This is a genomic window from Arthrobacter sp. MMS24-T111 (assembly GCF_054888995.1).
This window is the reverse complement of the sequence record NZ_JBTZRO010000001.1, coordinates 1,615,765-1,638,747: the sequence shown is the minus strand read 5'-3', so window position 1 is coordinate 1,638,747 and position 22,983 is coordinate 1,615,765. Positions and strand designations below refer to the sequence as shown.

The 22,983-nt window shown below is 66.6% G+C and carries 19 protein-coding genes, 3 tRNA genes and 2 pseudogenes; 6 read left to right on the top strand and 18 right to left on the bottom strand.

Annotated features, from left to right (window positions below):
* Window positions 1-6: 6 nt before the first annotated feature.
* Window positions 7-898 (top strand): annotated as a pseudogene (locus ACX5I6_RS07630) (hypothetical protein).
* A 7-nt stretch (window positions 899-905) separates the two neighbouring features.
* Here the strand turns inward: ACX5I6_RS07630 and ACX5I6_RS07625 are convergent.
* The 5 genes from ACX5I6_RS07625 to ACX5I6_RS07605 form a co-directional block, all read right to left on the bottom strand.
* On the bottom strand, window positions 906-1,958 hold the full coding sequence (locus ACX5I6_RS07625) for a LacI family DNA-binding transcriptional regulator (protein ID WP_461840056.1): 1,053 nt from the start codon (window positions 1,956-1,958) through the stop codon (window positions 906-908).
* Window positions 1,959-2,086: 128 nt separating this feature from the next.
* Window positions 2,087-2,338, bottom strand: a complete 252-nt coding sequence (locus ACX5I6_RS07620; protein WP_285247269.1) for a hypothetical protein — start codon at window positions 2,336-2,338, stop codon at window positions 2,087-2,089.
* Window positions 2,335-3,234 (bottom strand): carbohydrate ABC transporter permease, encoded by a 900-nt coding sequence (locus ACX5I6_RS07615; protein WP_018763099.1) that lies wholly within the window; start codon window positions 3,232-3,234, stop codon window positions 2,335-2,337. The genes ACX5I6_RS07620 and ACX5I6_RS07615 overlap by 4 nt, the downstream gene beginning before the upstream one ends.
* Window positions 3,231-4,268 carry a carbohydrate ABC transporter permease gene (locus ACX5I6_RS07610; protein WP_461840055.1) on the bottom strand — a complete coding sequence of 346 codons (1,038 nt, stop codon included), beginning with the start codon at window positions 4,266-4,268 and terminating at the stop codon, window positions 3,231-3,233. The genes ACX5I6_RS07615 and ACX5I6_RS07610 overlap by 4 nt, the downstream gene beginning before the upstream one ends.
* A 7-nt stretch (window positions 4,269-4,275) precedes the next feature.
* Window positions 4,276-5,565 carry an ABC transporter substrate-binding protein gene (locus tag ACX5I6_RS07605; RefSeq protein ID WP_461840054.1) on the bottom strand — a complete coding sequence of 430 codons (1,290 nt, stop codon included), beginning with the start codon at window positions 5,563-5,565 and terminating at the stop codon, window positions 4,276-4,278.
* Window positions 5,566-5,704: 139 nt separating this feature from the next.
* Here ACX5I6_RS07605 and ACX5I6_RS07600 point away from each other — a divergent pair, with 139 nt between their 5' ends.
* Complete coding sequence (locus ACX5I6_RS07600) at window positions 5,705-7,504, top strand: glycoside hydrolase family 13 protein (protein WP_461840053.1); 1,800 nt, start codon at window positions 5,705-5,707, stop codon at window positions 7,502-7,504.
* Window positions 7,505-7,541: 37 nt separating this feature from the next.
* Here ACX5I6_RS07600 and ACX5I6_RS07595 read toward each other — a convergent pair whose 3' ends face one another.
* The 9 genes from ACX5I6_RS07595 to ACX5I6_RS07555 form a co-directional block, all read right to left on the bottom strand.
* A complete protein-coding gene (locus ACX5I6_RS07595) occupies window positions 7,542-8,153 on the bottom strand; it encodes a hypothetical protein (protein ID WP_461840052.1) in 612 nt (203 codons plus the stop codon).
* The gene (locus ACX5I6_RS07590; protein ID WP_461840051.1) at window positions 8,150-8,788 is read right to left on the bottom strand and encodes a hypothetical protein; all 639 of its coding nucleotides are present in this window, start codon (window positions 8,786-8,788) and stop codon (window positions 8,150-8,152) included. The genes ACX5I6_RS07595 and ACX5I6_RS07590 overlap by 4 nt, the downstream gene beginning before the upstream one ends.
* Complete coding sequence (locus tag ACX5I6_RS07585; protein WP_461840050.1) at window positions 8,785-9,165, bottom strand: hypothetical protein; 381 nt, start codon at window positions 9,163-9,165, stop codon at window positions 8,785-8,787. Before ACX5I6_RS07585 ends, ACX5I6_RS07590 begins: the two co-directional genes overlap by 4 nt.
* Window positions 9,162-9,353 carry a hypothetical protein gene (locus tag ACX5I6_RS07580; RefSeq protein ID WP_461840049.1) on the bottom strand — a complete coding sequence of 64 codons (192 nt, stop codon included), beginning with the start codon at window positions 9,351-9,353 and terminating at the stop codon, window positions 9,162-9,164. Before ACX5I6_RS07580 ends, ACX5I6_RS07585 begins: the two co-directional genes overlap by 4 nt.
* Complete coding sequence (locus ACX5I6_RS07575; RefSeq protein ID WP_285247262.1) at window positions 9,350-9,796, bottom strand: Asp23/Gls24 family envelope stress response protein; 447 nt, start codon at window positions 9,794-9,796, stop codon at window positions 9,350-9,352. Before ACX5I6_RS07575 ends, ACX5I6_RS07580 begins: the two co-directional genes overlap by 4 nt.
* A gap of 185 nt (window positions 9,797-9,981) precedes the next feature.
* Window positions 9,982-11,574 (bottom strand): glycoside hydrolase family 68 protein, encoded by a 1,593-nt coding sequence (locus ACX5I6_RS07570; RefSeq protein WP_461840048.1) that lies wholly within the window; start codon window positions 11,572-11,574, stop codon window positions 9,982-9,984.
* 661 nt (window positions 11,575-12,235) lie between these two features.
* Window positions 12,236-12,311: transfer RNA gene (locus ACX5I6_RS07565), tRNA-Phe, on the bottom strand.
* A gap of 48 nt (window positions 12,312-12,359) precedes the next feature.
* Window positions 12,360-12,433: transfer RNA gene (locus ACX5I6_RS07560), tRNA-Asp, on the bottom strand.
* Between the two features lie 91 nt (window positions 12,434-12,524).
* Window positions 12,525-12,597, bottom strand: a tRNA-Glu gene (locus tag ACX5I6_RS07555).
* Window positions 12,598-12,761: 164 nt separating this feature from the next.
* Between ACX5I6_RS07555 and ACX5I6_RS07550 the strand changes: the two genes are divergently transcribed.
* The 4 genes and pseudogenes from ACX5I6_RS07550 (at window position 12,762) to ACX5I6_RS07535 (ending at window position 16,987) form a co-directional block, all read left to right on the top strand.
* Complete coding sequence (locus tag ACX5I6_RS07550) at window positions 12,762-13,778, top strand: PHP domain-containing protein (protein ID WP_461840047.1); 1,017 nt, start codon at window positions 12,762-12,764, stop codon at window positions 13,776-13,778.
* Window positions 13,779-13,928: 150 nt separating this feature from the next.
* A pseudogene (locus tag ACX5I6_RS07545) lies at window positions 13,929-14,850 on the top strand (DMT family transporter).
* A gap of 9 nt (window positions 14,851-14,859) precedes the next feature.
* Window positions 14,860-15,318 (top strand): metallopeptidase family protein, encoded by a 459-nt coding sequence (locus tag ACX5I6_RS07540; protein WP_461840046.1) that lies wholly within the window; start codon window positions 14,860-14,862, stop codon window positions 15,316-15,318.
* Window positions 15,319-15,526: 208 nt separating this feature from the next.
* Entirely contained in the window at window positions 15,527-16,987 is a 1,461-nt protein-coding gene (locus tag ACX5I6_RS07535) for a C40 family peptidase (RefSeq protein ID WP_461840045.1), read from the top strand.
* Window positions 16,988-17,012: 25 nt separating this feature from the next.
* Here ACX5I6_RS07535 and ACX5I6_RS07530 read toward each other — a convergent pair whose 3' ends face one another.
* The 4 genes from ACX5I6_RS07530 to ACX5I6_RS07515 form a co-directional block, all read right to left on the bottom strand.
* Window positions 17,013-17,915 carry an ABC transporter permease gene (locus ACX5I6_RS07530; RefSeq protein ID WP_461840044.1) on the bottom strand — a complete coding sequence of 301 codons (903 nt, stop codon included), beginning with the start codon at window positions 17,913-17,915 and terminating at the stop codon, window positions 17,013-17,015.
* A 1-nt stretch (window position 17,916) separates the two neighbouring features.
* Entirely contained in the window at window positions 17,917-18,927 is a 1,011-nt protein-coding gene (locus ACX5I6_RS07525) for an ABC transporter ATP-binding protein (protein ID WP_461840043.1), read from the bottom strand.
* Window positions 18,924-20,039 carry a LolA family protein gene (locus ACX5I6_RS07520; RefSeq protein WP_461841685.1) on the bottom strand — a complete coding sequence of 372 codons (1,116 nt, stop codon included), beginning with the start codon at window positions 20,037-20,039 and terminating at the stop codon, window positions 18,924-18,926. Before ACX5I6_RS07520 ends, ACX5I6_RS07525 begins: the two co-directional genes overlap by 4 nt.
* A gap of 87 nt (window positions 20,040-20,126) precedes the next feature.
* On the bottom strand, window positions 20,127-22,982 hold the full coding sequence (locus ACX5I6_RS07515; RefSeq protein ID WP_461840042.1) for a PEP/pyruvate-binding domain-containing protein: 2,856 nt from the start codon (window positions 22,980-22,982) through the stop codon (window positions 20,127-20,129).
* Window position 22,983 lies beyond the last annotated feature (1 nt).

Sequence of the window (22,983 nt, the reverse complement as noted above, 5' to 3'; positions counted from 1 at the left end):
ACCGTCATGACGGGAAACCTCTACCGGGGCCAGGCAGGCCTGCCATTTTCTTCGACGCTCCGCGTCTACGAACCCTTGGACGCCTTTCCGGCGGAACAACGCCCTGCCCTCCAGGCCGCCGCCGAGCGCGCCGCGTCCCGTGCCGCCGTCGAAAACGCTGAACTGCTGGCCTCGCTGGGACGGATCACCCGCTCCGGCGGTGACCCGTTTCCCACCGGGCGCACCGACCTGGTGCGCGTCACCACCGCGCCGGCACCGGACGGCGGAACGGCCGACGACGGCGCTGCCGCCGGCACCGCGCCAGTGTTGCTGTACTGCCCCAGCCAGCTGGTCCTGCGCGCCGGGCTGGCCGCCAATGCCCTGATGGAAGGGATCCACGGCCCGCTGGCGGAGCTTGCTGATCCCTGAGGAACAGCGCGACCGGCACCAGGAGCGGATCGACCTGATGAAGGCACGGGACGGATCCGTCCGCGTGCATACGCGGGCCTCCACCTGGGGCATCCCGTTCAGTTGGTTCTCGCTGTTCATGGAGTCCGACCGCAAGGACGTAGTGGAAGCCGCCGGCCGCATCCTTACGGTCCGCGTCTGGGCGCCGATCACAGATGCCTTGGAGCGGGCCCGCTATGCCGTGGCCAACCTGGCGCTGGCCGCCCCGGACCTGGACATGCTTGACGACCTGGCACAGCTGACCGAATGGCTGGAGCTGTTCCACGTGGACTCCATGGTGGAGCTGGACTACGGTGCCGTCGCAGACAAGGTGTACCCGGACGAATCACCCATGGACATCAGGCTGGGGATCGAGTGCCTGGCTGAGGGCGACATGACCGGCGCCGCGGCCGCCTACCGCAGGCTCGCCTCGCGCTGGATCCCCATCCGGCAGCTTGCCCGCGCTTCCTGAGGCCGTTTCAGCCCTTGGGGGGCGCGGTGGTTCGCCGGATGATCAGTTCATGCGGCGCGACGGCGGACCGGACGGAGCCGATGTCCCCGTCCAGTTCGTCCAGAAGCATCTTGGTGGCCAGTTCGGCCTGCTCGTCCGGACGTTGTCCAACGGTGGTGAGGCCCATGGCCTCCGCGAAGTCGTGGTTGTCGATCCCCACCACTGACAGTTCGGCGGGGATGTTGACGCCGAGGCGGTTGGCTTCGAAGATGACCCCCATGGCCATTTCGTCGGAGGCGCAGAAGATCGCCGTGGGCTTTGGCCCGGACCCTGACCAAAGGCGGCGGAAGGCTTCCTGGCCGCTGCGCACCGTGAAGTCGCCCCATTCGTCCCATTCCGGCCGGGTAGCAAGGCCTGCGGCGGCCATGACGTCCTTGAACGCCAGGATACGCACCCTCGGAACGTCGAAGTTAAGGTCGGTCTCGTCGTCGCCGTGCAGCAACGCGATGTCCCGGTGGCCCAGGTCGATCAAGTGCCGGACCGCGGTTGAGGCCGCCGCGTAATCGTCAATGCCGATGTAGGGGCACTCTTCGACGTGGCCGCCCACCACCACCAGCGGAATGTCGATTTTTTGCAGGTGTTCGATTTCTTCGTGGCTGAGCGCCATACAGAGCACCAGCAGGGCATCGATCTGCTTGTAGACCATGGTCTTGCTGAAGAGCCGCTCGCGGTTGCTGCCGTGGCCGCCGAGATTGAACAGGGAGAGGTTGTAATGCCGGGCGTGAAGCTCGCGGTCCGCACCCTCAATGGCCTTGGAGAAGAACCAGCGGCTCACGAACGGCGCCAGGACGCCAATGGTCTTGGTGCGTCCCGTCGCCAGGCCGGAAGCGGAGGACGATGCCACGTAGCCCAGGTTTCCAGCGACTTCGAGGATCTTCTCCCTGGTGGCCGGCGAAACGCGGGGCAAACCACGTACGGCGCGGGAGACGGTTGCGGTTGAGACTCCGGCGGCCGCTGCCACGTCCTCGATGCTGACGCCGTTATGGCCGCCCCGTTGGGACCTTTCCGTTGTCCGTGCCACCGTGTCCCCTCATAACTCCTGCGCGGCGTAGGGCCGGGCTGGCCCTGCGTTTACCCCCAAGCCTCGTATTTTTCCATTCCGCGGCCGGGCAGTGGTAACTGTGGCGGGGACCGCTGTTGTGGATGCGCCTACTTGCGGGCCGGGAGCTTACGCCGCAGGCGCACCATTCCGTACAGGGCGAGCAGGGTTGCCAGCAGGCCCAATGCCCAGCCGATGGCCGGCTGCGCAGTGATTTCCATCCACACAGTGACCGCCAGGAGGACCACTGCCCAAAAACCAAGGAAACCGATGATGATGTCGAAATCCTCGCCCGACCTGACCAGCCGGCTGCGGTTGCCCGCCCCCGCTGGTGTGCGGGGGCGGGAACCGTGCTCCGTCACTTGACCGCACCTGCCGTGAGGCCGGCGACGATCTTGCGCTGGAAGACCAGGACCAGGATCACCAGCGGAATGGTGACAATGGTGCCGGCGGCCATGATGGCCGTGTACGGGATCTGGTTTGGCTGTGCACCGGCGAAGTTGGCGATTGCCACTGTCACCGGCTGCGTTGCGTCGCTGGAGAGCTGGCTGGCAATCAGGAACTCATTCCAGGAGGAAATGAACGCCAGGATTGCCGTGGTGAAGATCGCCGGCGCCGCCAGGGGCATGATGACCTTTCGGAAGGCCTGACCCTGGGTGCAGCCATCAACGCGGGCCGATTCCTCCAGCTCCCACGGCATTTCACGGAAGAACGAGGTCATGGTGTAGACCGTCAGCGGGAGCACAAAGGAGATGTTGGGGATAATCAGCGCCTGGTAGGTGCCCATCCAGCCGATGTTGGTGAACAGCTGGAAAAGCGGGGTGATCAGGGCAACGCCCGGGAACATGGAAGCCCCCAGGATGAAACCGAGCACCAGGTACTTGAACCGGAAATTCAACCGGGCCAGGGCGTAGGCGGCGAACACGCCGATCACCAGAGACACCACCGTCACCACGCCGCCAATGAACACACTGTTCAGCAGTGCCTGTCCGAACCTGTTGCCGAAGGACGTATCGAAGGCGGTGATGAAGTTGTCCATGGTGACATGGGTGGGCAGGATCGAGGTGTCGTACGTGAACCCGACCTCGCGGAAGGCGGTGACCACCATCCAGTAGGCCGGCGCAAGGCACCAGATCAGGACGACTACTGCACTGATGTAGGTCCTGCCTTGGGCCCACTTTTCCCGGTTCTGGGCAGTTTTGCGGCCCTTGTCCTGGCGCGCCCGCAGCGCGGTGGCGTCTGCTGTTGCCGTGGTCATTTCTTCCCCTTTCCGGTTGCGCCGCTCTGCTCAACCACATTTGCCCCGAGGAAGCGGACAAAGATGAAGGCGACGAGGAAGATGATGATGAACGTGATGGTGGACAACGCCGCCGCGGAATTGAAGCCCTGCCTGATCTGGTTGATGACCAGGATGGACAGCGTGGTGGTGTTGTTCGCGCCGCCGGTAAGGATGTACGGGAGGTCAAACATGCGCAGCGCATCCAGGGTACGGAACAGGATCGCCACCATCAGCGCCGGCTTGACCAGCGGCAAGGTGATGAGCCGGAACCGCTGCCACGCGGACGCACCGTCCACCTTGGCCGCCTCATAGACTTCGGCCGGAATCATCTGCAGGCCTGCAAGGATCAGCAGTGCCATGAACGGCGTGGTCTTCCAGACGTCGGCAATAATGACGGCCCACTTGGCCGGCCACTCGCTGCCGGTCCACAGGATGGTGGTGTTGAACAGCTTGTTGGCGATCCCCTCGAAAGCGAAGATGAAGAACCAGAGCTTTGCCGTCACAGCCGTGGGGATGGCCCACGGCACCAGGACGGCCGCGCGGACGAGGCTCCGGCCGCGGAAGGTCCGGGCCATGATCACGGCCATCCAGAACCCCAGCACCGTTTCCAGCGTCACCGTCACGATGGTGAAGAAGAAGGTCGTGGCAGTGGCGGACCAGAACTGGCCGCCCAGGGTGCCTGGCGGGCAGGCCACGGTACCGCCGGCGGGCGCGGAGCACTGCTGCGCCAGCCAGTTGACATAGTTTTGGATGCCGGCCGAGCCGCCGGCCGTGAACAGGCCGGTGGCGGGATCCAGGCCGGCGTCCTTCTGGAAGGACATCACGATGGCGCTGACGATGGGGTACACGATCACAATGCCCAGGGCCACGATGGTCGGGGCGAGCAGCCAGGACGCCCAGCGACCCTGGCTTGCGATCCTGTTGTCTTCCCCTACGCCCTTGGGCGCGTGATGGACAGGGGCAGCGCCCGACGCCGGTGACTTAACCGGCGTCGGGCCTAGTTCGGTTGCCATGGCAGGACTACGATCCTGCACCGGCGGATTGGATGGCGTTCTGCATGTCGGAAAGTGCAGCGTCCACTGTCTTTTCTCCCTTGATAGCGGAGTAGGCATTATCTTGGATTGCCTTGGTGACAGCCGGGTAGAAAGGCGTTACGGGACGCGGTACGGCGTTCTCGATGGACGTCTTCAGGACCGGCAGGTAGGGCAGCTTGGAAACCAGTTCCTGGTCTTCATACAGCGAGCCGAGGACCGGAGCCAGGGAGCCCTGGGTCGCGTAGAACTTCTCGGTCTCCGCGGAGGTCATGAACTTCATGAAGTCCAGTGCGGTGGCCTTGTTCTTGGAGTACACGCTGGTGGCGAGGTTGTGACCGCCCAGCGAGGACGCACCCGGACCGCTCTTGCCGGGGAGTGCCGCAAGGCCGGTCTTGTCCTTCACAGCCGAAGATCCTTCGGTGGTGATCAGGTTGAAGGCGTAGGGCCAGTTGCGCAGGAACAGGAGCTTTCCGCTCTGGAATGCCTGGCGGCTGTCCTCTTCCTTGTACGTGATGGCTTCCTTGGGGATGTTCCCGTCAGCGTAGGCCTTGGCCAGGTTGCCCAGGCCGGCCTTCGCTTCCGGCGTGTTCACGCTGGGCTTGCCGTCCTTGTCCAGGACTGAGCCGCCTGCGGAGTTGATGGCCTCGGATGCGTTGACGGTCAGGCCTTCATACTTGCTGAACTGGCCGGCGTAGCAACCAATGTTGTTCTGCTTGGCGATGGAGCACATGCTCATCATCTCGTCCCAGGTCTTGGGAGGCGTGGGAACCAGGTCCTTGCGGTAGTACAGGATGCCGCCGTCAGAGGTTTGCGGGGCCGCGTACAGGGTGCCCTTGTAGGTGGCGCTGTCCACGGTGGGCTTCAGCATGGCGCTGGTGTCGATCGCCATCTTGTCCTTCAGCGGCTGCAGCCAGCCCTTGGCCGCAAACTCCGCGGTCCAGACAACGTCTACGTCAACAACGTCGTAGTCGGACTGCTTGGCCTGGAAGTGCTGGACCAGGTCATCATGCTGCTGGTCGGCCTGGTCGGTCTGCTCCTTGAAGGTGACCTTTTCATTCGGGTGCGCGGCATTCCACTTGTCAATGAGCGGGCGGACGACGTTGCTGTTGTCCTTGCCCTGGACATACGTGATGGGGCCGCGGCCGTCGAGGTTGGCGTCAGCATCGCTGCCTCCCCCGCCGCCGGTGGTGCCCCCTCCGCCGCCACCGCAGGCGGACAACGTCAGGGCCAGAATGCCGGCCGTGGCGGCCGGAAGCAGGAATCTCGGGGTTTTCATTAGCTTGAAGCTCCTCGCTGAGTGACAAGTAAGTCGACAGTGCGCTTGTAGGTGAGGTTGATGTGGTGACCATCACACTAGTAAGGTTGCTGTCTCGAATGCAAGCGTTTACATCAAAAAGTTATCTTAGGGGAACCAAATGCCCAACCCGTCCGTTCCGGTACCCCGTTCCGTACCCTCCGCATGGTGGGCGGACGCGGTCGTCTACCAGATTTACCCCCGGTCCTTCGCCGACGGCAATGGCGATGGAATGGGCGATTTGCGGGGCGTCCTGCAGCGGCTCCCCTACCTGGAAAAGCTGGGAGTGGACGCTGTCTGGCTCTCTCCCTTTTACAAGTCGCCCCAGGCCGACGGCGGTTACGACGTCGCCGACTACCGCCAGGTGGATCCGCTCTTCGGCACCTTGGCGGATTTCGACGCGATGTTGCAGGAAGCTCACCGCCGCGGCCTGAAAGTCATCGTTGACCTGGTCCCAAACCACACTTCCGACGAACACGCCTGGTTCCAGGCGGCGCTGCGGGCAGGCCCGGGAAGCCCGGAACGGGAACGGTACATCTTCCGTGACGGCAAAGACGAGGTGCCGGGATCGGGGGATGGCCGGCTGGCGCCCAACAATTGGAAATCCATCTTCGGCGGACCGGCATGGAGCCGCCTTACCAACGCTGACGGCTCACCCGGCCAGTGGTACCTGCACTTGTTCGACACCAGGCAACCCGACCTGAACTGGGAAAACCCGGAAGTACAGGAGGAGATGCGCTCCGTGCTGCGTTTCTGGCTGGACCGCGGGGCGGACGGCTTCCGGGTGGACGTGGCCCACGGACTGGTCAAAGAGGCAGGCCTCCCTGACTGGGACGGAGCCGCGGCCATGGTGGAAGGAACAACGGGTCCGCGCAGGGAAAGCCACCTGCCCGGAGACGCTCCCCATGCCCACACCGATGCCGAGGAACCGCACCGGGCCGTCTCACCGATGTACCCGCCATCGCCCTTCTTCGACCAGGATGGCGTGCATGAGATCTACCGTGACTGGAACCGGGTCCTGGCCGAATACGGAGGGGACCGGATGATGGTGGCGGAGGCCTGGGTTGAACCGGCCGAACGCCTGGCCAGGTACGTCAGGCCGGATGAGATGCAACAGGCCTTCAATTTTGATTTCCTGCTGGCCGGCTGGGACGCCGAGCGGATGGCTGGCGCCATCAACGCGTCCTTGGCAGCGGCCGCTTCCGTGGGCGCGCCGTGCACCTGGGTGCTCAGCAACCACGACACGGTCCGGCACAGCACAAGGTTCGGACTCAAGGATCCGACCACGTTCCCGAAGGGCATTGGTGCCGGCGACGAACAACCGGACGCTGCCTTGGGCCTCGCCCGCGCACGCGCCGCCACCCTGGTTGCACTGGCATTGCCGGGTTCGGCCTACCTCTACCAGGGCGAGGAGTTGGGGCTCCCGGAACACACCACCCTTCCCGACTCGGCCAGGCAGGACCCGACATTCTTCAGGACCAAGGGAGCCGAGATCGGCCGCGACGGGTGCCGCGTCCCGCTGCCATGGGCCCAGGGCGAACCGGGGTTCGGGTTCTCCGCCGGTCCCTCCGGCCAGGCGCCTTGGCTCCCGCAGCCTGAAAGCTTCGGCCCCCTGGCCGCGGACCAGCAGGACGGCGAGGCAGGTTCAACCCTTGAGCTCTACCGGGCCGCTATTGCGTTCAGGTCTGCGCACCACCTTGGCAAGGGAACAGTGGAGTGGACAGATGAGCACGCGCCGGACAGCGGGCTGCTGGCATTCCGGAACGGAGATGTCATTGTCCTGTCCAACCTGGGCTTCGCCTCCGCGCCCGTGCCTGGCGGTTACACCGTAGCGCTCTCCAGCAGGCCTGAACCGGCCAACGAGCAGGCAGCGATGCGGGAAGTTCCCGTGGACTGCACCGTCTACCTTCTGCGGGACTGAGCCGGCAGGAGGACTGGCCGGCGGCCCCGCCTGCCGTTCAGCGGACGCGCTCAGCCCGGCTGAAGCGCGTCCGCGCCCCCGCACCGATGTGGATAAGGACCGGAATCTCCTTGCCCACCACAGCGTCCAAGGCGTCCAGGAGCACCGATACCTCGGCAGCCAACAGGTGTGGCGCCACGCCCTGCCGAGGCAAAAGCCGGACCTTGAGCGCGGGTGAGCCCTTCACGTCATAGGTGGTGACGGTGGAACCGGCAAGGTCCGGACGCCCCTCAAGGGCCTGCTTGAGCGCCTGTTCGGCGACGCCGCCACCGATCCGGACATCGCCGGGAACGTCACCGGGGTCGTACTCGGCCGCAAGGACGTTGGCGCGGCCCTTTCCCTGCTGCGCAATCCAGGCCACCATGAGTCCCATCAGGACCAGCAGCGCCAAGGCCACCGCGATCCACAGCCAGCTTTCCTGCTGTCCGGGTAAACGGGTGGAACTGAAAGCCTGGTTGATGCCTTCCCATGCCCCGGAGGCCCAGGCGTGCCACCACGGACCGGTTGCCGGCACAGCTGCCAGCAAGACCAGCAGCAGGCCCACCGTCAGCAGGATAACGCCCAGCAGGGTGAGGAGGATCCGGTTCAGCAGCGCAGGGGTGCTGGTCATGCGCCGATCACCCCGGACGGGGCCACGTTGACACGGGCAACGGGGGCCGGTTGAAGCTGCATCTGGTCCAATTCATCGCTGACGGCTTCAAGGACGCGCCCCTGGTCCACCGCAACGCCGGAGGTGGGCCGGACGTTCACCAGGACCTGGCGCTGGGAGACCACCACCATGACCTGCTCAGGCGTGACATTCGCAGCCAGCCGGGCACGGCGTGCGATCGAAGACGCCACGACTTCGTCGTCCACCACGGCCGCCGAGGACCCGCCACGACGGCCGCCGGCCAGCTGGTGGCGCGCCCGCCGTCCCGGAAGTATCCCGTTGAGGAAGAAGATCACGCCCAGCATGCCGAGCACCCCGCCGATCGCTCCCAGCAACAGTGGCGGTACACCGGAAGGCAGGTCCACGATCCGTTGGGCCGCCACCTGCGGTTCAATCAGCCAGGCAGACTGCCCGACGGCATGGACACCGGATTCGAGGACGCCGTAAGCGGCCAGCACCAGGACTAGGGCTGCAGCCACGACCGAGACTGCGGCGCGCGTTGAATGCGTCTCGCGGTAGGTGATCCGGCGCATGTCCGGCCCGTCGCTGCCCCGGGAACCTGCCCTTGCACGGCGGTTCTCCACGCTGCCGCTCATTGCACCCGCCCTCCTGTACTGATCTTTGCCCCGCTGACGCGGATATCCACCCGGCTCAGCCTGGAACCGCTGAGCTCCGAGACTGTCTGCAGAATGACTGCTTTGGCCTTGACCGTGCGATCCCAGATGGATCCGCCGGATGCCTGGACCCGCGCGGGATCAAGTACAACCGACCCCAAAGGCGGGATGCTGATGGGCGCCACGAGGGACAAAGCCAGCAGGCCGTCGTCGTCCGTCCAATCCGCCCGCACGTCCTGCGCCTCGACGCCCAGGGCCTGGGCGGCGGCCGCTTTGGCGAGGCTGGTCAATGCCTGGGTACTGATCCGGTTGTGGCCGCTGAGCGCCTGCCCACTCGCAACGGGCGCTGGTGAGCTCATGAGGACGAACGCCGGCCGATGATGGCATCGATCACGCCGCGCAGATCCAGCTTCCCCTCGGCGGCGCGGCCCAGGACGGCACCGATAGCCATGAAGAGCAGGGACACGATGAATCCCCACAAGCCGAACTGCAATGACATGAAGGCCACGAAGGCGCCCATGGCCGTACCCGCAACGGTGAGGTTCACAGCAACGCCTCCCGGTCCACAGCCGCCGGCTTGACCGGCGGCGGCACGTACACGTCCGTGATCTCGACATTGACTTCGATGACCTGCAGGCCCACCAGTTCCTCGACGGCGCGGTAAACGGCGGCACGGACGTCATTGGCCAGCGAGTGCAAGGGGGTCCCGTAGCTTGCCACCAAGGTGATGTCCACGGCTACCTGCGTTTCGCCCACTTCCGCGTGGACTCCGGCCGCATGGTCCGAACTTCCGACGGCGTCCCGGATGGCACCCAGCGCGCGGGACGGACCCGAGCCAAGGGAATAGACGCCGGGAACGGACCGTGCCGCGATACCCGCCACCTTGGCCACTGCGGTTTCGGAGATTACGGTGCGCCCGGGCCCCGGACCCGTCACCGGGCTGGCGGCAGGACGGTTTGGCACCACGGGTTGTGGGTTCTGGTATTCCATCAGGCACTCCCCCTTCTGTTGATTCCACCCTATCCCCAGCCTGCGACAGATGCGCCGGAAACACTGCGGGGCGCCGCGCCCAAGCTTCCGCCCGGACGGAAAAGGCCCAGGCGGGGAAGCCCCCAAGGACATCCCCGCCTGGGCGGTATACGGCCGGATTTACCGGCGGTGGATCAAGAAACGGCCTACTTGTAGAGGCCCTCGCCGCCTACCCTGACGTTGGTGGGCAGGTAGCCGAACGGGCCGAGGCCGTTCCGGCCAAAGCTGCGGTCAACCTGGGATACGCCGTTGCGGAAGTTGATCTTCACGGTCGGCGACAGCGAGCCGCCGCGGACGCCGTTGACGTTGTCGATGAACGACTGCACCAGGCCGCCGGGCTGCACGTAGTGCGAATAGGCCTGGAACTGCCGCCCGTTCTGCTTAGCGGACGGGCTCTCCGGTGCGTTGGCTGCCAGGTTGAGGTCCGTCGGGGATCCCAGGGCCAGGCCGCTGTTGTTCATCGGCTGGAAGTCGGAACGGATGCCGTCGCCCGCGAAGCCGTAGACGCCGTCGGGACCGCGCATACCGGCTGCATAGGTGAACTGGTGGCTGATGGTGAACAGGTAGTACTTGTTCTTCCCACCCTCATTCTGGATGAAGATCTGCGGCCGTTCAGTCTGGTCGTTCACGCAGTTCGCGGAAAGGATCGGCGGGAGGAAGGACCACTTGGTGAGGTCCTTGTTGTCGGCCACGGCGAGGCCAACGTTTGCGGTCTGGTAGTAGGCGCCGCTGTTCTGGACGTCACTGACGTTCTCGGCGTGGGGATCGCCCGGCTTGTAGCCAAGGTCCTCGTCCTTGCACTTGTAATCGCCGCGGGTGCCGCCGGTGTTGCCTTCGAACACCATGTAAGTCTTGCCGGGGTGGGCCGGGTCAACGAACGTGTAGGGGTCGCGGAACGCGAAGCCGGGGTTCTGCGCCTTGGTCTGGTACATCTTGCCGTCCGGTTCCAGCAGTTTGGTGTGCTGGAACCCATCGAACGTGACGCCATTCTTGTCGGCGTGGATGTTGCCCAAGGCCTTCGCGATCGCAGCATCGGGAGCAATCCCGCCGCCACCGGCATTACGCTGGGCGATGTCGTAGAACGTGGTGGCCGTGTAGAAGACGTTGACGTGGTCACCCTGCATCAGGCGGGAGGAGCCGGACCACTCGGTGTTGCCGATGGATGTGTTGTCCAGGAACAGGTGGCCGCCGTAGTTCCACTTGTCCTTGGCCGGGTCGGCGTTGGTCTTGCGGAAGAAGTAGCCGATCCGGGCGTTCCAGTGGCGCTGGTCGAAGCCGTAGCCGGCGTGGCGGTCCGCCACCAGGGAGAAGATAACATCCCAGCCCTTGTAGCTGATCTGGTTGGCATTCTCGTCGGTCAGGGACCAGGTGTCCCAAACCCACACGTCGTCGTTCATGGTAGGGAAATCCTGGGGGATCTCGGGCATGGTGACGTCGGGGCTCATGGAGTTTGCGCCGGGAGTGACGGTCGAGTCGCTCTGGGCCATGATCTGCTTGGCGTCGGCACGGGTCCACTTGGACGTGAAGTCCGACGCCGGATCGAACGCCTGCTGCGTGTGTCCGGTCGGGAGGGGGAAGCCTGGAGCGGGTGCCGGCATTTGCTGCACGGCGGGCGGGTCGGACGGCTCGTTGGCCTGTGCCGAGGGGACTGCCAGGAAGGCGGAGGCGGCGACGGCCGCGGCCAATGCTGCGGCGGCGGGGCGCCACCGCAGCATCCGGTTTTGGGGGTGCTTGTGCATTGTTGCTCTTCTCGCGGAGTTGTAACTGTTCGTGGAAGACGGGCATATGTGCCCATTGCCCCGAGAACATCCGCGGCCCCGGCAACACCTCAGGTGCCGTCGGAGACGCCTTTGTGTGTCGGGAATCAGCAGGGCCTGGGTAGGACCCCGGGCAGATGGAAAGCATGCTTTCCCTCGCCGCGATCCACGCTATGGGGCATTCCGCAGCCATTTCAAACCCTGTTTCACCGTCCCGAAAGACCTACCGGCGGGTAAGGTGCAAGCGCTTACGCAAGCCAATGCGCGCGCGTGCCACAACGGTTTGGCGAAGGTCAAATGTTTCGTGGCAAGGACAATTTTTTTTGTTGCAACCTGCCCGGATGTTGCGCAGGCCACTGGCTGAGCCGAGGCCAGAGCGGCTCTGCGGCGGGCCAGTTGGGGGGGAATCGCGTGCAGTCCCGGCTCGTCCCGCCAGGCAAGGGTGGCAATGCCGGACACTTGGGCGCAGGGTTCGAGGCCGGGATTCCTGGCCCGCCGCAGGCGGGCCGTGCACCCTCACCTTCGCGCCGCATATGCCCTAGGCGACGCGTAAGCGCGGGTCGCACGGATGCCCGTGGATGGCACACGATTCCATGCCTTAAACGAAGAAAAGCACCAGTTCCGAAGAACTGATGCTTCCCAGTGGTGGCTCCGACCGGCGTCGATCCGGTGACCTTTCGATTTTCAGTCGAACGCTCTACCAACTGAGCTACAGAGCCTAGGTGACTAGTCACCATGAGAGCCGGAATTGCTTCCAACAATCAGAGCGACCCTGACGGGACTTGAACCCGCGACCTCCGCCGTGACAGGGCGGCGCGCTAACCAACTGCGCTACAGGGCCTTGCGTTTCTTGCTTTCGCAGTATCTCTACCGCTTTTTTCAAGGCTTCCAGCCTACCAGACTTTTTCAGCCTGCCTGACCAGTTCCTTGCGTACCCCCAACGGGATTCGAACCCGTGCCGCCGCCGTGAAAGGGCGGTGTCCTAGGCCGCTAGACGATGGGGGCCAGAACCCGTTCGGCACAAAATAAAAGGCGTCAAGCGAGGCTTTCCGTCTTTGTCCTTTGCGTTTCTCCGAACTGGACTCAACAACTATAGGGCCTTCGCAGGAATTATCCAAAATCAGCCAAAAACACCGCCATTCCGCCATTGCAGGGGCCAAGATGGACGGATGGATGCCGTCACAGCCCTCAACGAGATTGCTTTCTGGCTGGAGCGCGGGCGCGCTGCCACCTTCAAGGTGCAGGCCTTCCGCAAGGCTGCCGCCAGCATCGGTGCGCTGGATCCGGACGAACTGGCGTCCCGCGCGCTGTCCGGGCGGCTGAAGTCCATGAAGGGGATCGGCGACCGGACCTACACCGTGATCCGGGAGGCCGTGGACGGACAAGTGCCCGAGTACCTGGCGGACCTCCGGGAGAAGGGTGCGCAGCCACTGGCGGCCGGCGGCACGGACATCCAGGAGGCGTTGCGCGGCGACCTTCACAGCCACAGCGAGTGGTCCGACGGCGGCTCCCCCATTGAGCTGATGGTGGCCGCCGCGGAGGTACTGGGCCGGGAGTACCTGGCCCTGACGGACCACTCCCCCAACCTCACCATCGCCAACGGTCTCTCGCCCGAACGCCTGCGCGACCAGCTGGACGTGGTGGCGGGCATCAATGGCAAGGGCGGACCCACCCGGCTCCTGGCGGGCATCGAGGTGGACATCCTGGAATCGGGAGAGCTGGACCAGGAACCGGAGCTGCTGGACAGGTTGGACATCGTGGTGGCCAGCGTCCATTCCAAGCTGCGCGCTGACCGCAAGACCATGACCACGCGGATGCTCGGAGGGATCACCGACCCCCGGACCAACGTCCTGGGCCACTGCACCGGCCGGCTGGTAGAGGGCTCGCGAGGGACCAGGCCGCCGTCGGAATTCGATGCCAAGGAAGTTTTTGCCGCCTGCGCTGAGCACAACGTCGCCGTGGAGATCAATTCCCGTCCGGAGCGGCAGGACCCGCCCGACGCCCTGATCCAGCTGGCTTTGGAGGCCGGCTGCCTGTTCTCGATCGACAGCGATGCCCACGCACCCGGGCAGCTGGATTTCCTGCAGTACGGTGCCGAACGGGCGGCCCGAAACAACGTTCCTGTTGAGCGGATCATCACCACCTGGCCGGCGGACAAGCTGCTGGCCTGGGCCGCATCACCCTAGAGCCCCATCGGGCATCGGGGAGTCCCCACCGCCGTACCTCGTTGTCCGATTCCCGCCAGCCGGGCGCCACCGCCGCCGCTACATTTGGTTCATGCCCTCATCCAGCCCCGCACCCGAAGCACTCACTCCCCAGCTCCCGCAGCCGCCCCGGTGAGGGCCCTCGGCGTGGCGGCAATGGCGGTCACCGTGCTGCTGTGGGCTTCGGCATTCGTGGGAATCCGCGCGATCGGACCGTATTTCTCCCCCGGCTCCCTGACGTTGGGCAGGCTGGCGGTTGCCGCCGTCGTCCTGGCCTTCCTGGTGCTGCCGCAACTCCTGAGGAGCCGCATGGTGCCCCGGGGGCGGGAGTGGCTGCCCATCCTCGCCTACGGGGTGATGTGGTTCGGTGGCTACAACGTGGCGCTGAATGCCGCCGAGCACATCCTGGACGCAGGGACCAGCGCCCTCCTGATCAACGTCAATCCCATCCTGGTGGCAATCATGGCCGGCATCTTCCTCAAGGAAGGTTTTCCACGCTGGCTGCTGATTGGCAGTACGGTGGCCTTTGCCGGTGTCGCGATGATTGCCATCGGTTCCGGGCAGCCGCGAACCCCGGGCGGGAGTACGACGCCGGACCTTGCCGGCGTGGCGCTGTGCCTCCTTGCCGCGGTGCTCGCCGCAGTCAGCGTCATCATCCAGAAGCCGGTGGTGCGGAAGTTTCCCGCGGCCCAGGCCACCTGGTTCGGCATCGTGGTGGGGGCCCTCTGCTGCCTGCCCTTCGCCGGGCAGCGCGCGGCCGAAGTACAGGCAAGCTCCGCCGCAGGCCACCTGGGGGCTGGTGTACCTGGGGGTCTTCCCCACCGCCATCGCCTTCACCACATGGGCTTACGCGTTGTCCCTGGTGGATGCCGGGAAGCTGGCCGCCACCACGTACCTGGTGCCCGGAACCACCGTCCTCATCTCCTGGCTCCTGCTGGGCGAGATTCCTACCGCCTGGGGACTGGCGGGTGGCTTGGTGTGCCTCGTGGGCGTCGGCCTGACCCGGCGCCGGACCCGGGCGTCCGGCGGGCGCCGCCGCCCGCATCGGGGCTAGAGTCGACCTATGCCAGCCAGCCTGCCACCGGGCCTGCCGATTGTCCCCTCGAGTCCGGACGGAGCAACCCCTAAGGAACCGGTTGCGGACGCGCCCGCCGGATTCGCCATGTCTCCGGACGAGTTCGAGACCGCCGTCCAGGATGCCCTGGACGGCATTCCGGACCGCCTGGCCCGCGCCATGGACAACGTGGCCGTCTTCATCGAAGACGATTATGTTCCCGGACCCGGGGAAGATCCGGACGCCGTCCTGCTGGGACTCTATGAAGGGGTACCGCTCACGGAACGCGACTCGTGGTGGGATGCCGGTTCCCTGCCGGACCGCATCACCATCTTCCGCGAACCCATCCTGGAGCTCTGCGGCTCCCGGGATGACGTGATCCACGAAGTGGCGGTGACCGTGGTGCACGAAATCGCCCACCACTTTGGCATCTCCGATGCCCGGCTGCACGAGTTGGGCTGGGGCTGAGCCGCCTCCGGCGTGCGACCGTTTCCGCGACACGCCCCCTCAACCACCACCACGAATGACATTCTTGTGGTTTATGTTATTGCTGTGACTGCTGTTGCCAATGTGCAGCCAGTCACGTAACCTCGGACTGCTGGCGAGCAACTGAGGGGCACCGTCGTGCCGCATCCAGAACCTCACTCCCAGCTCAATTGTTGCGAGGTCTCTGCACATGGTTTTATCCGGATCCGGCCGCAAAACGGCCGTGCTGTGCGCCGCCGTCGTACTCTTTGCCTCCGTTGCAACACCCGCAGCAGCCGTACCGGCTCCTTCCGCGCCGCTGTCCGTCCCAGCATCGCCGGACATCCCGTCCCCGGAAGACATTGCCGCGGCAAAAGCCAGCGAAACCGCGACGGCGGACCAGGTCACCGCGATCGAACGCATCCTTGCCGACGCATCCACGGCCCAGCAGGCGGCCTTCGCCGTGGCGATGCAGGCAAACAACTCCTACAGCGAAGCGCTGGTGGAGCTGCAGCAACGGACCCAGGCTGCGTCCGCGGCCTCCGCCCGGGCCTCGTCCGCGAAGGAGCAGCTGGACAAAACCCGGAAACAGGTGGGGCAACTCGCCGGCGACCTTTACCGCAACGGCGGACTGAACCCCACGCTCGGAACGTTGGCCGGCGGTGGGGACAGCCTGCAGCAGGCAGCCACGCTCGAAGCACTGTCCGCCAGCAGGAGCCGTGCTTTTGAAGCTGCGGATGCCGCGGCCACCGCGTACCGCTCCCTGACGGCATCCGCCGACGATGCCACGAAGGCCGCTGACGATGCTGCGAAAACGGCCGAGCAGCGGAAGTCCCAGGCCGAAGAAGCCAACGCCGCGCAGGCCAAGGCCGTGTCCGACGCGAAGGCGCAGCGGACTATCCTGGTGGACCAGCTGGCGCAGCTCCGCAACACCACCGTTGCGCTGGAATCGGCCCGGGTGGATGCCCTGGACAGGCAGCGTGAAGAAGCGCGGCTTGCGGCGTTGTCTGCCGCTGCCGACAAGGCCGCTGCCGACAAAGCGGCTCAGGACCAAGCGTCACAGGACCAGTCCGCTGCGCAGAACGCCCCGGCCCGGGACGCGGCACCTGCTCCTGCCGCTCCGGCGCCGGCGGCCCCGGCTCCGGCCCCGGTTCCAGCCCAGCCGCCTGCAGCTCCGGCGCCAGCCGCACCCGCTCCCGCGGCCCCGGCCCCCGCTGAGCCCGCGCCGGCCCCTGCTCCCGCCGACCCCGCACCGGCACCGGCACCGGCACCCGTTCCGGCGCCCCCGTCGACCGGCTCAGGCACCTACGAGACAGCGATCTCCGTCGCCTTGGGGAAGGTTGGCGCACCGTACTACTACCAGTGGGGCGGCACCGGCGTGTACGGCTTTGATTGCTCCGGCCTGGTGCAGAACGCCTTCGCCGCCGCCGGAAAGTACCTCCCGCGCACAGCATCGCAGCAGTACGCTGCCGCCCCTGTCCACGTCCCGATCTCACAGGCGCGCCGCGGCGATCTCCTGGTGTGGGGCTCGGCTCCGAACTTCTACCACGTGGCCATCTACCTCGGAAACGGCCAGGTGGTGCAGGCGCTGAATCCGCAGGAAGGCATCACCGTCTCCAGCATCAGTTCCATGGTGGGAATGGACCTCTACCCGTACGCCGCCCGCTACTGAGCCGCACTGCGGGTCCGCCCACCAGTCAGCTCAAGACGTCCTTGGTGACAAACCGGCCATACGCCAGCGCCCCGAACACCGCCACATAGCCTGCTTGGAGCAGTCCATTGGCGGCGAACGAGTCCCACAGCACCGGCTGGCGCAACATGTCACCGAAACCAAGCCAGTAATGGCTGAACAACCACGGATGCAGCCATTCCAGCTGGGGAAGCTGGTCCAGGACTTCGGAAACGACAGAGACCACCACGGTGGCCGCCATCGCACCGACGGGGACCACAGTCATGGTGGACAGGAACAGCCCAATCGCTGAGAGGCCCGCCAGGGACACGGCAATGTAGGCGGCAATGAGCACTATCCGCACGGCGGCCTCGGCGGGCTGGACCACCCCGCCGGACAGCAGGGTCACCGGCCCTACTGGAAAGAGCGCCGCGCCGATGGCCGCCCCCATCAGGCCGATGGTCAACGGCGCCACGATGCAGAAGGCCACGGCGCCCACGTATTTGACCAGGAGCAGCCGCACCCTTCCCGCCGGGGCCACCAGCAAATAGCGGAGGGTTCCCAGGCTCGCTTCCCCGGCTATAGTGTCGCCGGCCACCACGCCCACGGCGAGCGGCATGAACAGCGGCACGGAAACCAGCATGGCTGTGAAGGCCACGAACAGGCCGTTTTGGGTGATCCGGTCAAGGAACGCAGGGCCGCGCCCGGGCGGGACGGCGGACGAGACCTTGACCGCGACGGCGATGAGCACCGGAATGGCAGCCAGGGCCAGCAGCAGCGCCCAGGTGCGCCGCCGGGTGAACAGGACCCTGAGTTCCGAGGCCAGCAATGACAACCCGGCACCTGCCGTCCTGGAACCGGACCGCCTGGACGTACTCTGCGGGGCTGCGGCGCGGGCGGTTCCCGCGCCCTGTGGGATGTCGGCAGGCACGCTACTGGGCAACGTCGAATCCTTCCCCGGTAAGGGCAACAAAGCGGTCTTCGAGGCTTTCGCGTTCGACGGCGAAGCCCCGGACACGGACGCCGGCCTGGACCAGGTGCGCCACCACTTCTTCCGGGAGCGGGGCGGGTTGCTCCATTGAGGTGCCCAGGGCTGCGACGATGGTCTCGCCGTCCGGCGAGTGCTTGCCGGATTCCCCTTCCGGAGGTGCAGGTGCCAGCCCGAGCCGGGCGAAGACGTCCCGCGCCGCGCCGCCGTCCGGGGTGACCAGCCGGAGGCGGGTGCTGCCGGCTTGCCGGAGTTCGGCCAGCGGCCCTTGCGCCACGAGCTTGCCGGCGCTCATCACGGCGGCGTGGGTACACATCTGGTCCACCTCGGCCAGCAGGTGGCTGGAGACGAACACGGTGGTGCCCTCGTGGGCCAGGGACCGGATCAGGTTGCGCACCTCCCGCGTACCTTGCGGATCCAGCCCGTTGGTGGGCTCATCCAGCACCAGCAGGTCCCGGGGAGACAGCAGCGCGTTGGCTATGCCCAGCCGCTGCTTCATGCCCAGCGAGTATGCGTGGACCCGCTTCCCGGCCGCGTGTTCCAGGCCCACGCGCTCCAAGGCCCGTTCCACCCTGGCCTTGCGGGTGGCCGGAACGGTGTGCCGCCCGGCGGCATCAAGGCGGTGGAGGTTGGCGGCCCCGGAGAGAAAGGGATAGAACGCCGGTCCTTCCACCAAGGCACCGACCCGCGGAAGCACGTCGTGGAACTCATCCGGCATCTGCCTGCCGAGCATTTTCACGGTTCCGGCGGACGCGGCCGCCAGGCCGAGCAGCATGCGGATGGTGGTGGTCTTGCCGGACCCGTTGGGCCCGAGGAAACCGAACACCGCCCCGTGCGGGACGGCAAGATCCACAGCGTCGACGGCGGTCTGGTGGCCGAACCGCTTACTCAGGCCACGGGTCTCGATCGCAAGCCCGGCAGCCGCCGGACCAGCGCCCGCCGGGCCCGTACTCACCGAGCCGCTGCCGCTGCGGCCTGCAGTGCCTCCGGCGGCACCATGCCGGCAAATATCCGGCCGTCGTCAGTGACCAGTACGTTCAGCAAGGCGGTGGAAAGAAGGCGGCCGCCGGAGACGGGGACTGCGGCCTGTGCCAGCAGCGGATCGGCCAGCAGGGACGTTGCAGCTGAACCGGATGCGCCCGCTGCCGTGCCCACTACCGTTTCCCAGCCGGTTCCGGCCACCGTGACGTGCGCCTTCGCTTCAAGCTGGGGCAGCAATTGGTCCGGGTTGGCCATGGGCCCCGGATGTGCAGCATCTGTGGGCTCATGGGACTTGTCCGGAACCGGAACGTCCTTAACAGTGCTGCCGGGCGGTGGCGTGAAGCTGAACAGGGACTGGTCAGGCGTGGCCAGGGACAAGGCGGTGAAACCGGAACGGAAAGCCGGTTTGTCGGCTCCGCGGGCGGTCACCTGGACGGACAGCGGCAAGCCCGTTTGGCCATCGACTGCGATGGCCACCCTGCCCACCAGGGTGGCATCGGTGCGGGGTTCAATCACCAGGTTGTAGGCGCTGCGGCCGGCAACGACGACGTCCGGTCCCACGGTGACGGCCGTGGTGGGATCCACCTTGGACAGGAACTGCTGCGCCAGGTCGCCCGGCGCAGGGACGCCGGGTGTTCCCTGCGCGTCCCTCGAGGGGCTCGAATCCTGGGTTTTGGCGGGCAGCGTCAGGTGCTCGGCGGTGTTGTCCTTCGACGAGTAGAACCAGACATCATTGCCATGCCGGACCACGTCCCGTTCCGCCAACTGATCCACTACCTGCACACGGGAGTTGTCCTTGCCGTCGACGTAGATGCGGGCGCTGTGGCGGCCGGACAGGAACTCAATCACGGCGGCTGCGCTGCCGGCTGATGCAGGGGCGGAGGTCTTGCCGGTGGCCGGAAGCTCGGGCAGGCCCAACTCCGACACCTGCTCCAATGTTCCCGAGAAAGAGTGCACCTGATGGGTGGCCACCAGTTCCAGGACCTGTGCAGGGGTTTTCGCAGGCAGCGGGTCCCCGGCGCTGGCCGGCAGGGAACTGGTGAGCGCGCCCACAGCGATCACCACCGGGGCCGCGGCGGCCGGCATCCACCGAAGCCATGGCCGTCGGCTCAACCTGCTGCGCTGTCGGAACTCTCCACTGGAATCCAGCGTGTTGGAACCCATAGATCAAGGTTACGCCCGCGCGGCCGGGTCGGTGCCGGTAGCGGTCCCTAAAAGTTTGGTACCCGCCGGACGTTCGGGCACGACGGTTCCCGCACCGCCGTCGACCGTTACTCTCTGGCCGGTGGTTATCAGCCTGGTGGCATCTGCCACTCCAACGACAGCAGGGATCCCGTATTCCCTGGCCACGACGGCGCCATGGGAGTTGGCGCCGCCCATTTCCATCACCAGCCCTCCCGCAGTGAGGAACAACGGTGTCCACCCGGGGTCAGTGGACGGGGCAACCAGGATCTCGCCCGGTTCGAGGCGGGCGCCGACGGGGTCCAGGACCACCCGCGCCGCTGCCGTCACCGTCCCTGCCGAGGCAGGACTTCCGGCCAGCGTTCCTTCCGCAATGCCGGCGGCGGTACGGACCGCCTCGGGTTCGGTGCCGTCCGAGAGGAGCACCCGGGGTATACGGCGCCGATCAAGCTCCCGGCCGTAGTCCGCCCGCCGGCCGGCGACAAGCTGCCTGACGTCCGGGAACGTTGCTCGCGGATCCCCTGTTCCACCGGTAAGGGCCTGCCGCGCCTCGGCGAAGTCCAGGAAGAAGACGTCGTCCGGGCGGTCGAGGGCTCCTGCCTCCGCGAGTTCAGCGCCCACCAGGAGCAGTTGCCTGCGGACTTCTCCAAGGCCAACCACCAGCTGGTACTTGGGCAGTTCACGGAGGCCGGCGAAGAGCCGCGCCCTGCGCAGGGCGGCCCGCACCAGCACGCCCCTGATCCTGCCGCGCCCGGCTGCGCGGGCCACGAGCCGGTCGGCCTGGGCTTCAGCGTCCTCGGCTGCTGTGCTGAACTGCAGGTCCGGCGCGAGGGCGGGATCCTCCAACCGGAGGTAGTTGGCCAGGATGCCCAGGATGTGTGCGGGCTCTTCCGACCACCGCGGCAGCCCGACGTCGATCTCAGCCACGGCCCGGTGTCCGTACCGGTCCAGGAACCTCCCCAGCCCGGCGTCCAGGCGCGCGGGCAGCCGCCCGGCCTTGAAGTGGTCCGCCAGTGCCACTGGATCCGATCCCATCAGGGCGGCCGCCGATTCGCCATCATCCTTGATGGCCTTGGCGAGGCGCCACAGCTCAAGGTCCATCTCGGTGGTGACGTTGTTCGGCAGGCCCCGGATAACAGGCTGGAGTTCGTCCCACGCGTCGTCGCCAAGGAGCTTCCCGGCGAGGCCCAGCATCGCAAAACCCACCAAGGGAAGGGGAAGTATGGCCGGAACAATCGGAAACAGGCGTGCTCCGAGGAGGGCCTCGACATGGTCCAGCCTGGCCACGGCCCCCGCACCATCGGCGGGGGCCAAGGATCCCTCGAAGTCCCGGGTAAAGCGGTCCAGCCGGCGGAGTGCCGCCCCGGGCCGGAGCAGGGCCCGGAGTATTGCCTGCGGAACCTTGAAGTGGACTGCTGCCAGGCCCGCGTGCCGGAGGAGCCCGAGGGGCGTCCTGCCGGTCACCGAAAATGCAGGGTCCTCGAACAGTTGCCGCATGACCGTTGCGGTCCGTGCCTCCATGACGTCAAAGACCCGGGGAACGATCCAGCGGCCCACGGCGCTGCGAAGGGGCGTGGTGAAGTCGATGTATATCCGCTGCCCTGCCTCGGCGTACGGGGACGGCCCCCGCCGGGGTTCGGGGACAGGGAACCGTGCGGCCGTGGCCACGGACGAGGCGACAAGGCGCAAGGCGGCCAGCCCCATGGGGGTAAGAGGCCGGGTGAGTCCCTGTGCCAGGCTGAAGCACAGGTACGCCCTGGTGCCGCCGGCGCCGCGCCCGCCTTGGCGGACGTGGGCGGCCCCGTTGCTTTCCGGGACCGGGTAGAGGGTGGTGATGGGCCGGGATTGGGTCAGCCACAGGGTGCCGGCGTTATCGATGGCCCATTCGGTGTCCTGCGGGGCGCCGAAGTGGTCTTCGGCCTGCAGCCCGAGCCTCGCCAGGGCGGCCAGCTGGGGTTCCGTCAGGCAGGGTGTTCCGGTGCCGCCCGGCAACTTCCTCGTCTCCGTGCCGCCGCCGGGAAGGGCCCGGACCTCGATGCCTTCCCCGCCAAGCCGCTGCTCCACCATCCTGCCGGTCAGGCCATCCACCACGAAGTGGTCGGGGTTGACCGCGCCGGAGACCACGGCTTCGCCCAGGCCCCGGCCGGCATCGATGACGATCTGCCGGCGCCGCCCGGTGAGTGGGTCCGCCGTGAACATGACTCCCGCCGTGTCCGCATCCACCATCCGCTGGACCACCACGGCGAGGGCCACCCCGGCGGGGTCGATGCTCAGGCTTGCCCGGTAGGCGGTTGCACGGTCGGTCCAGAGCGATGCCCAGCAATTGCGCACTGCCCCAAGGACCGCATCCACGCCAACGACGTTGAGGTAGGTGTCCTGCTGGCCGGCGAAACTCGCAAATGGCAGGTCCTCGGCGGTGGCGGAGGACCGTACCGCCACCGGCACGTCCGGGCCCATCGCGGCGTACGCCTGCCGGACGGCGTCGGATACTGCTGCCGGAAGCGGCGCCGCCAGGATTGCGGCGCGCGCGGCTCCGGCCACCCCTGCCAGGTCGATGGCCTCGTGGGCGGCAAAATCACGGCTTGTGGCCCCTGCTGCTGCCTGCAGTGCCGCGTAGGCGTCCGCAAGCGCCGGAAGGACGGGCGCAGGGGCGCCGACCACCTGCCAATATGCATCCGTGGTCAGGCAGAAACCTTCCGGGACGGGCAGCCCGGCGGACATCAGCTCGCCGAGGTTCGCCGCCGTGCCGCCCACGAGGGCCAGCATCCCGGCGTCGAGGGCGGCCAGCGGCAGGACCGGCCCGGCGTCTGCGCTGGTGCCCGATGACGGTGTCCCGTGCTGCCCCATG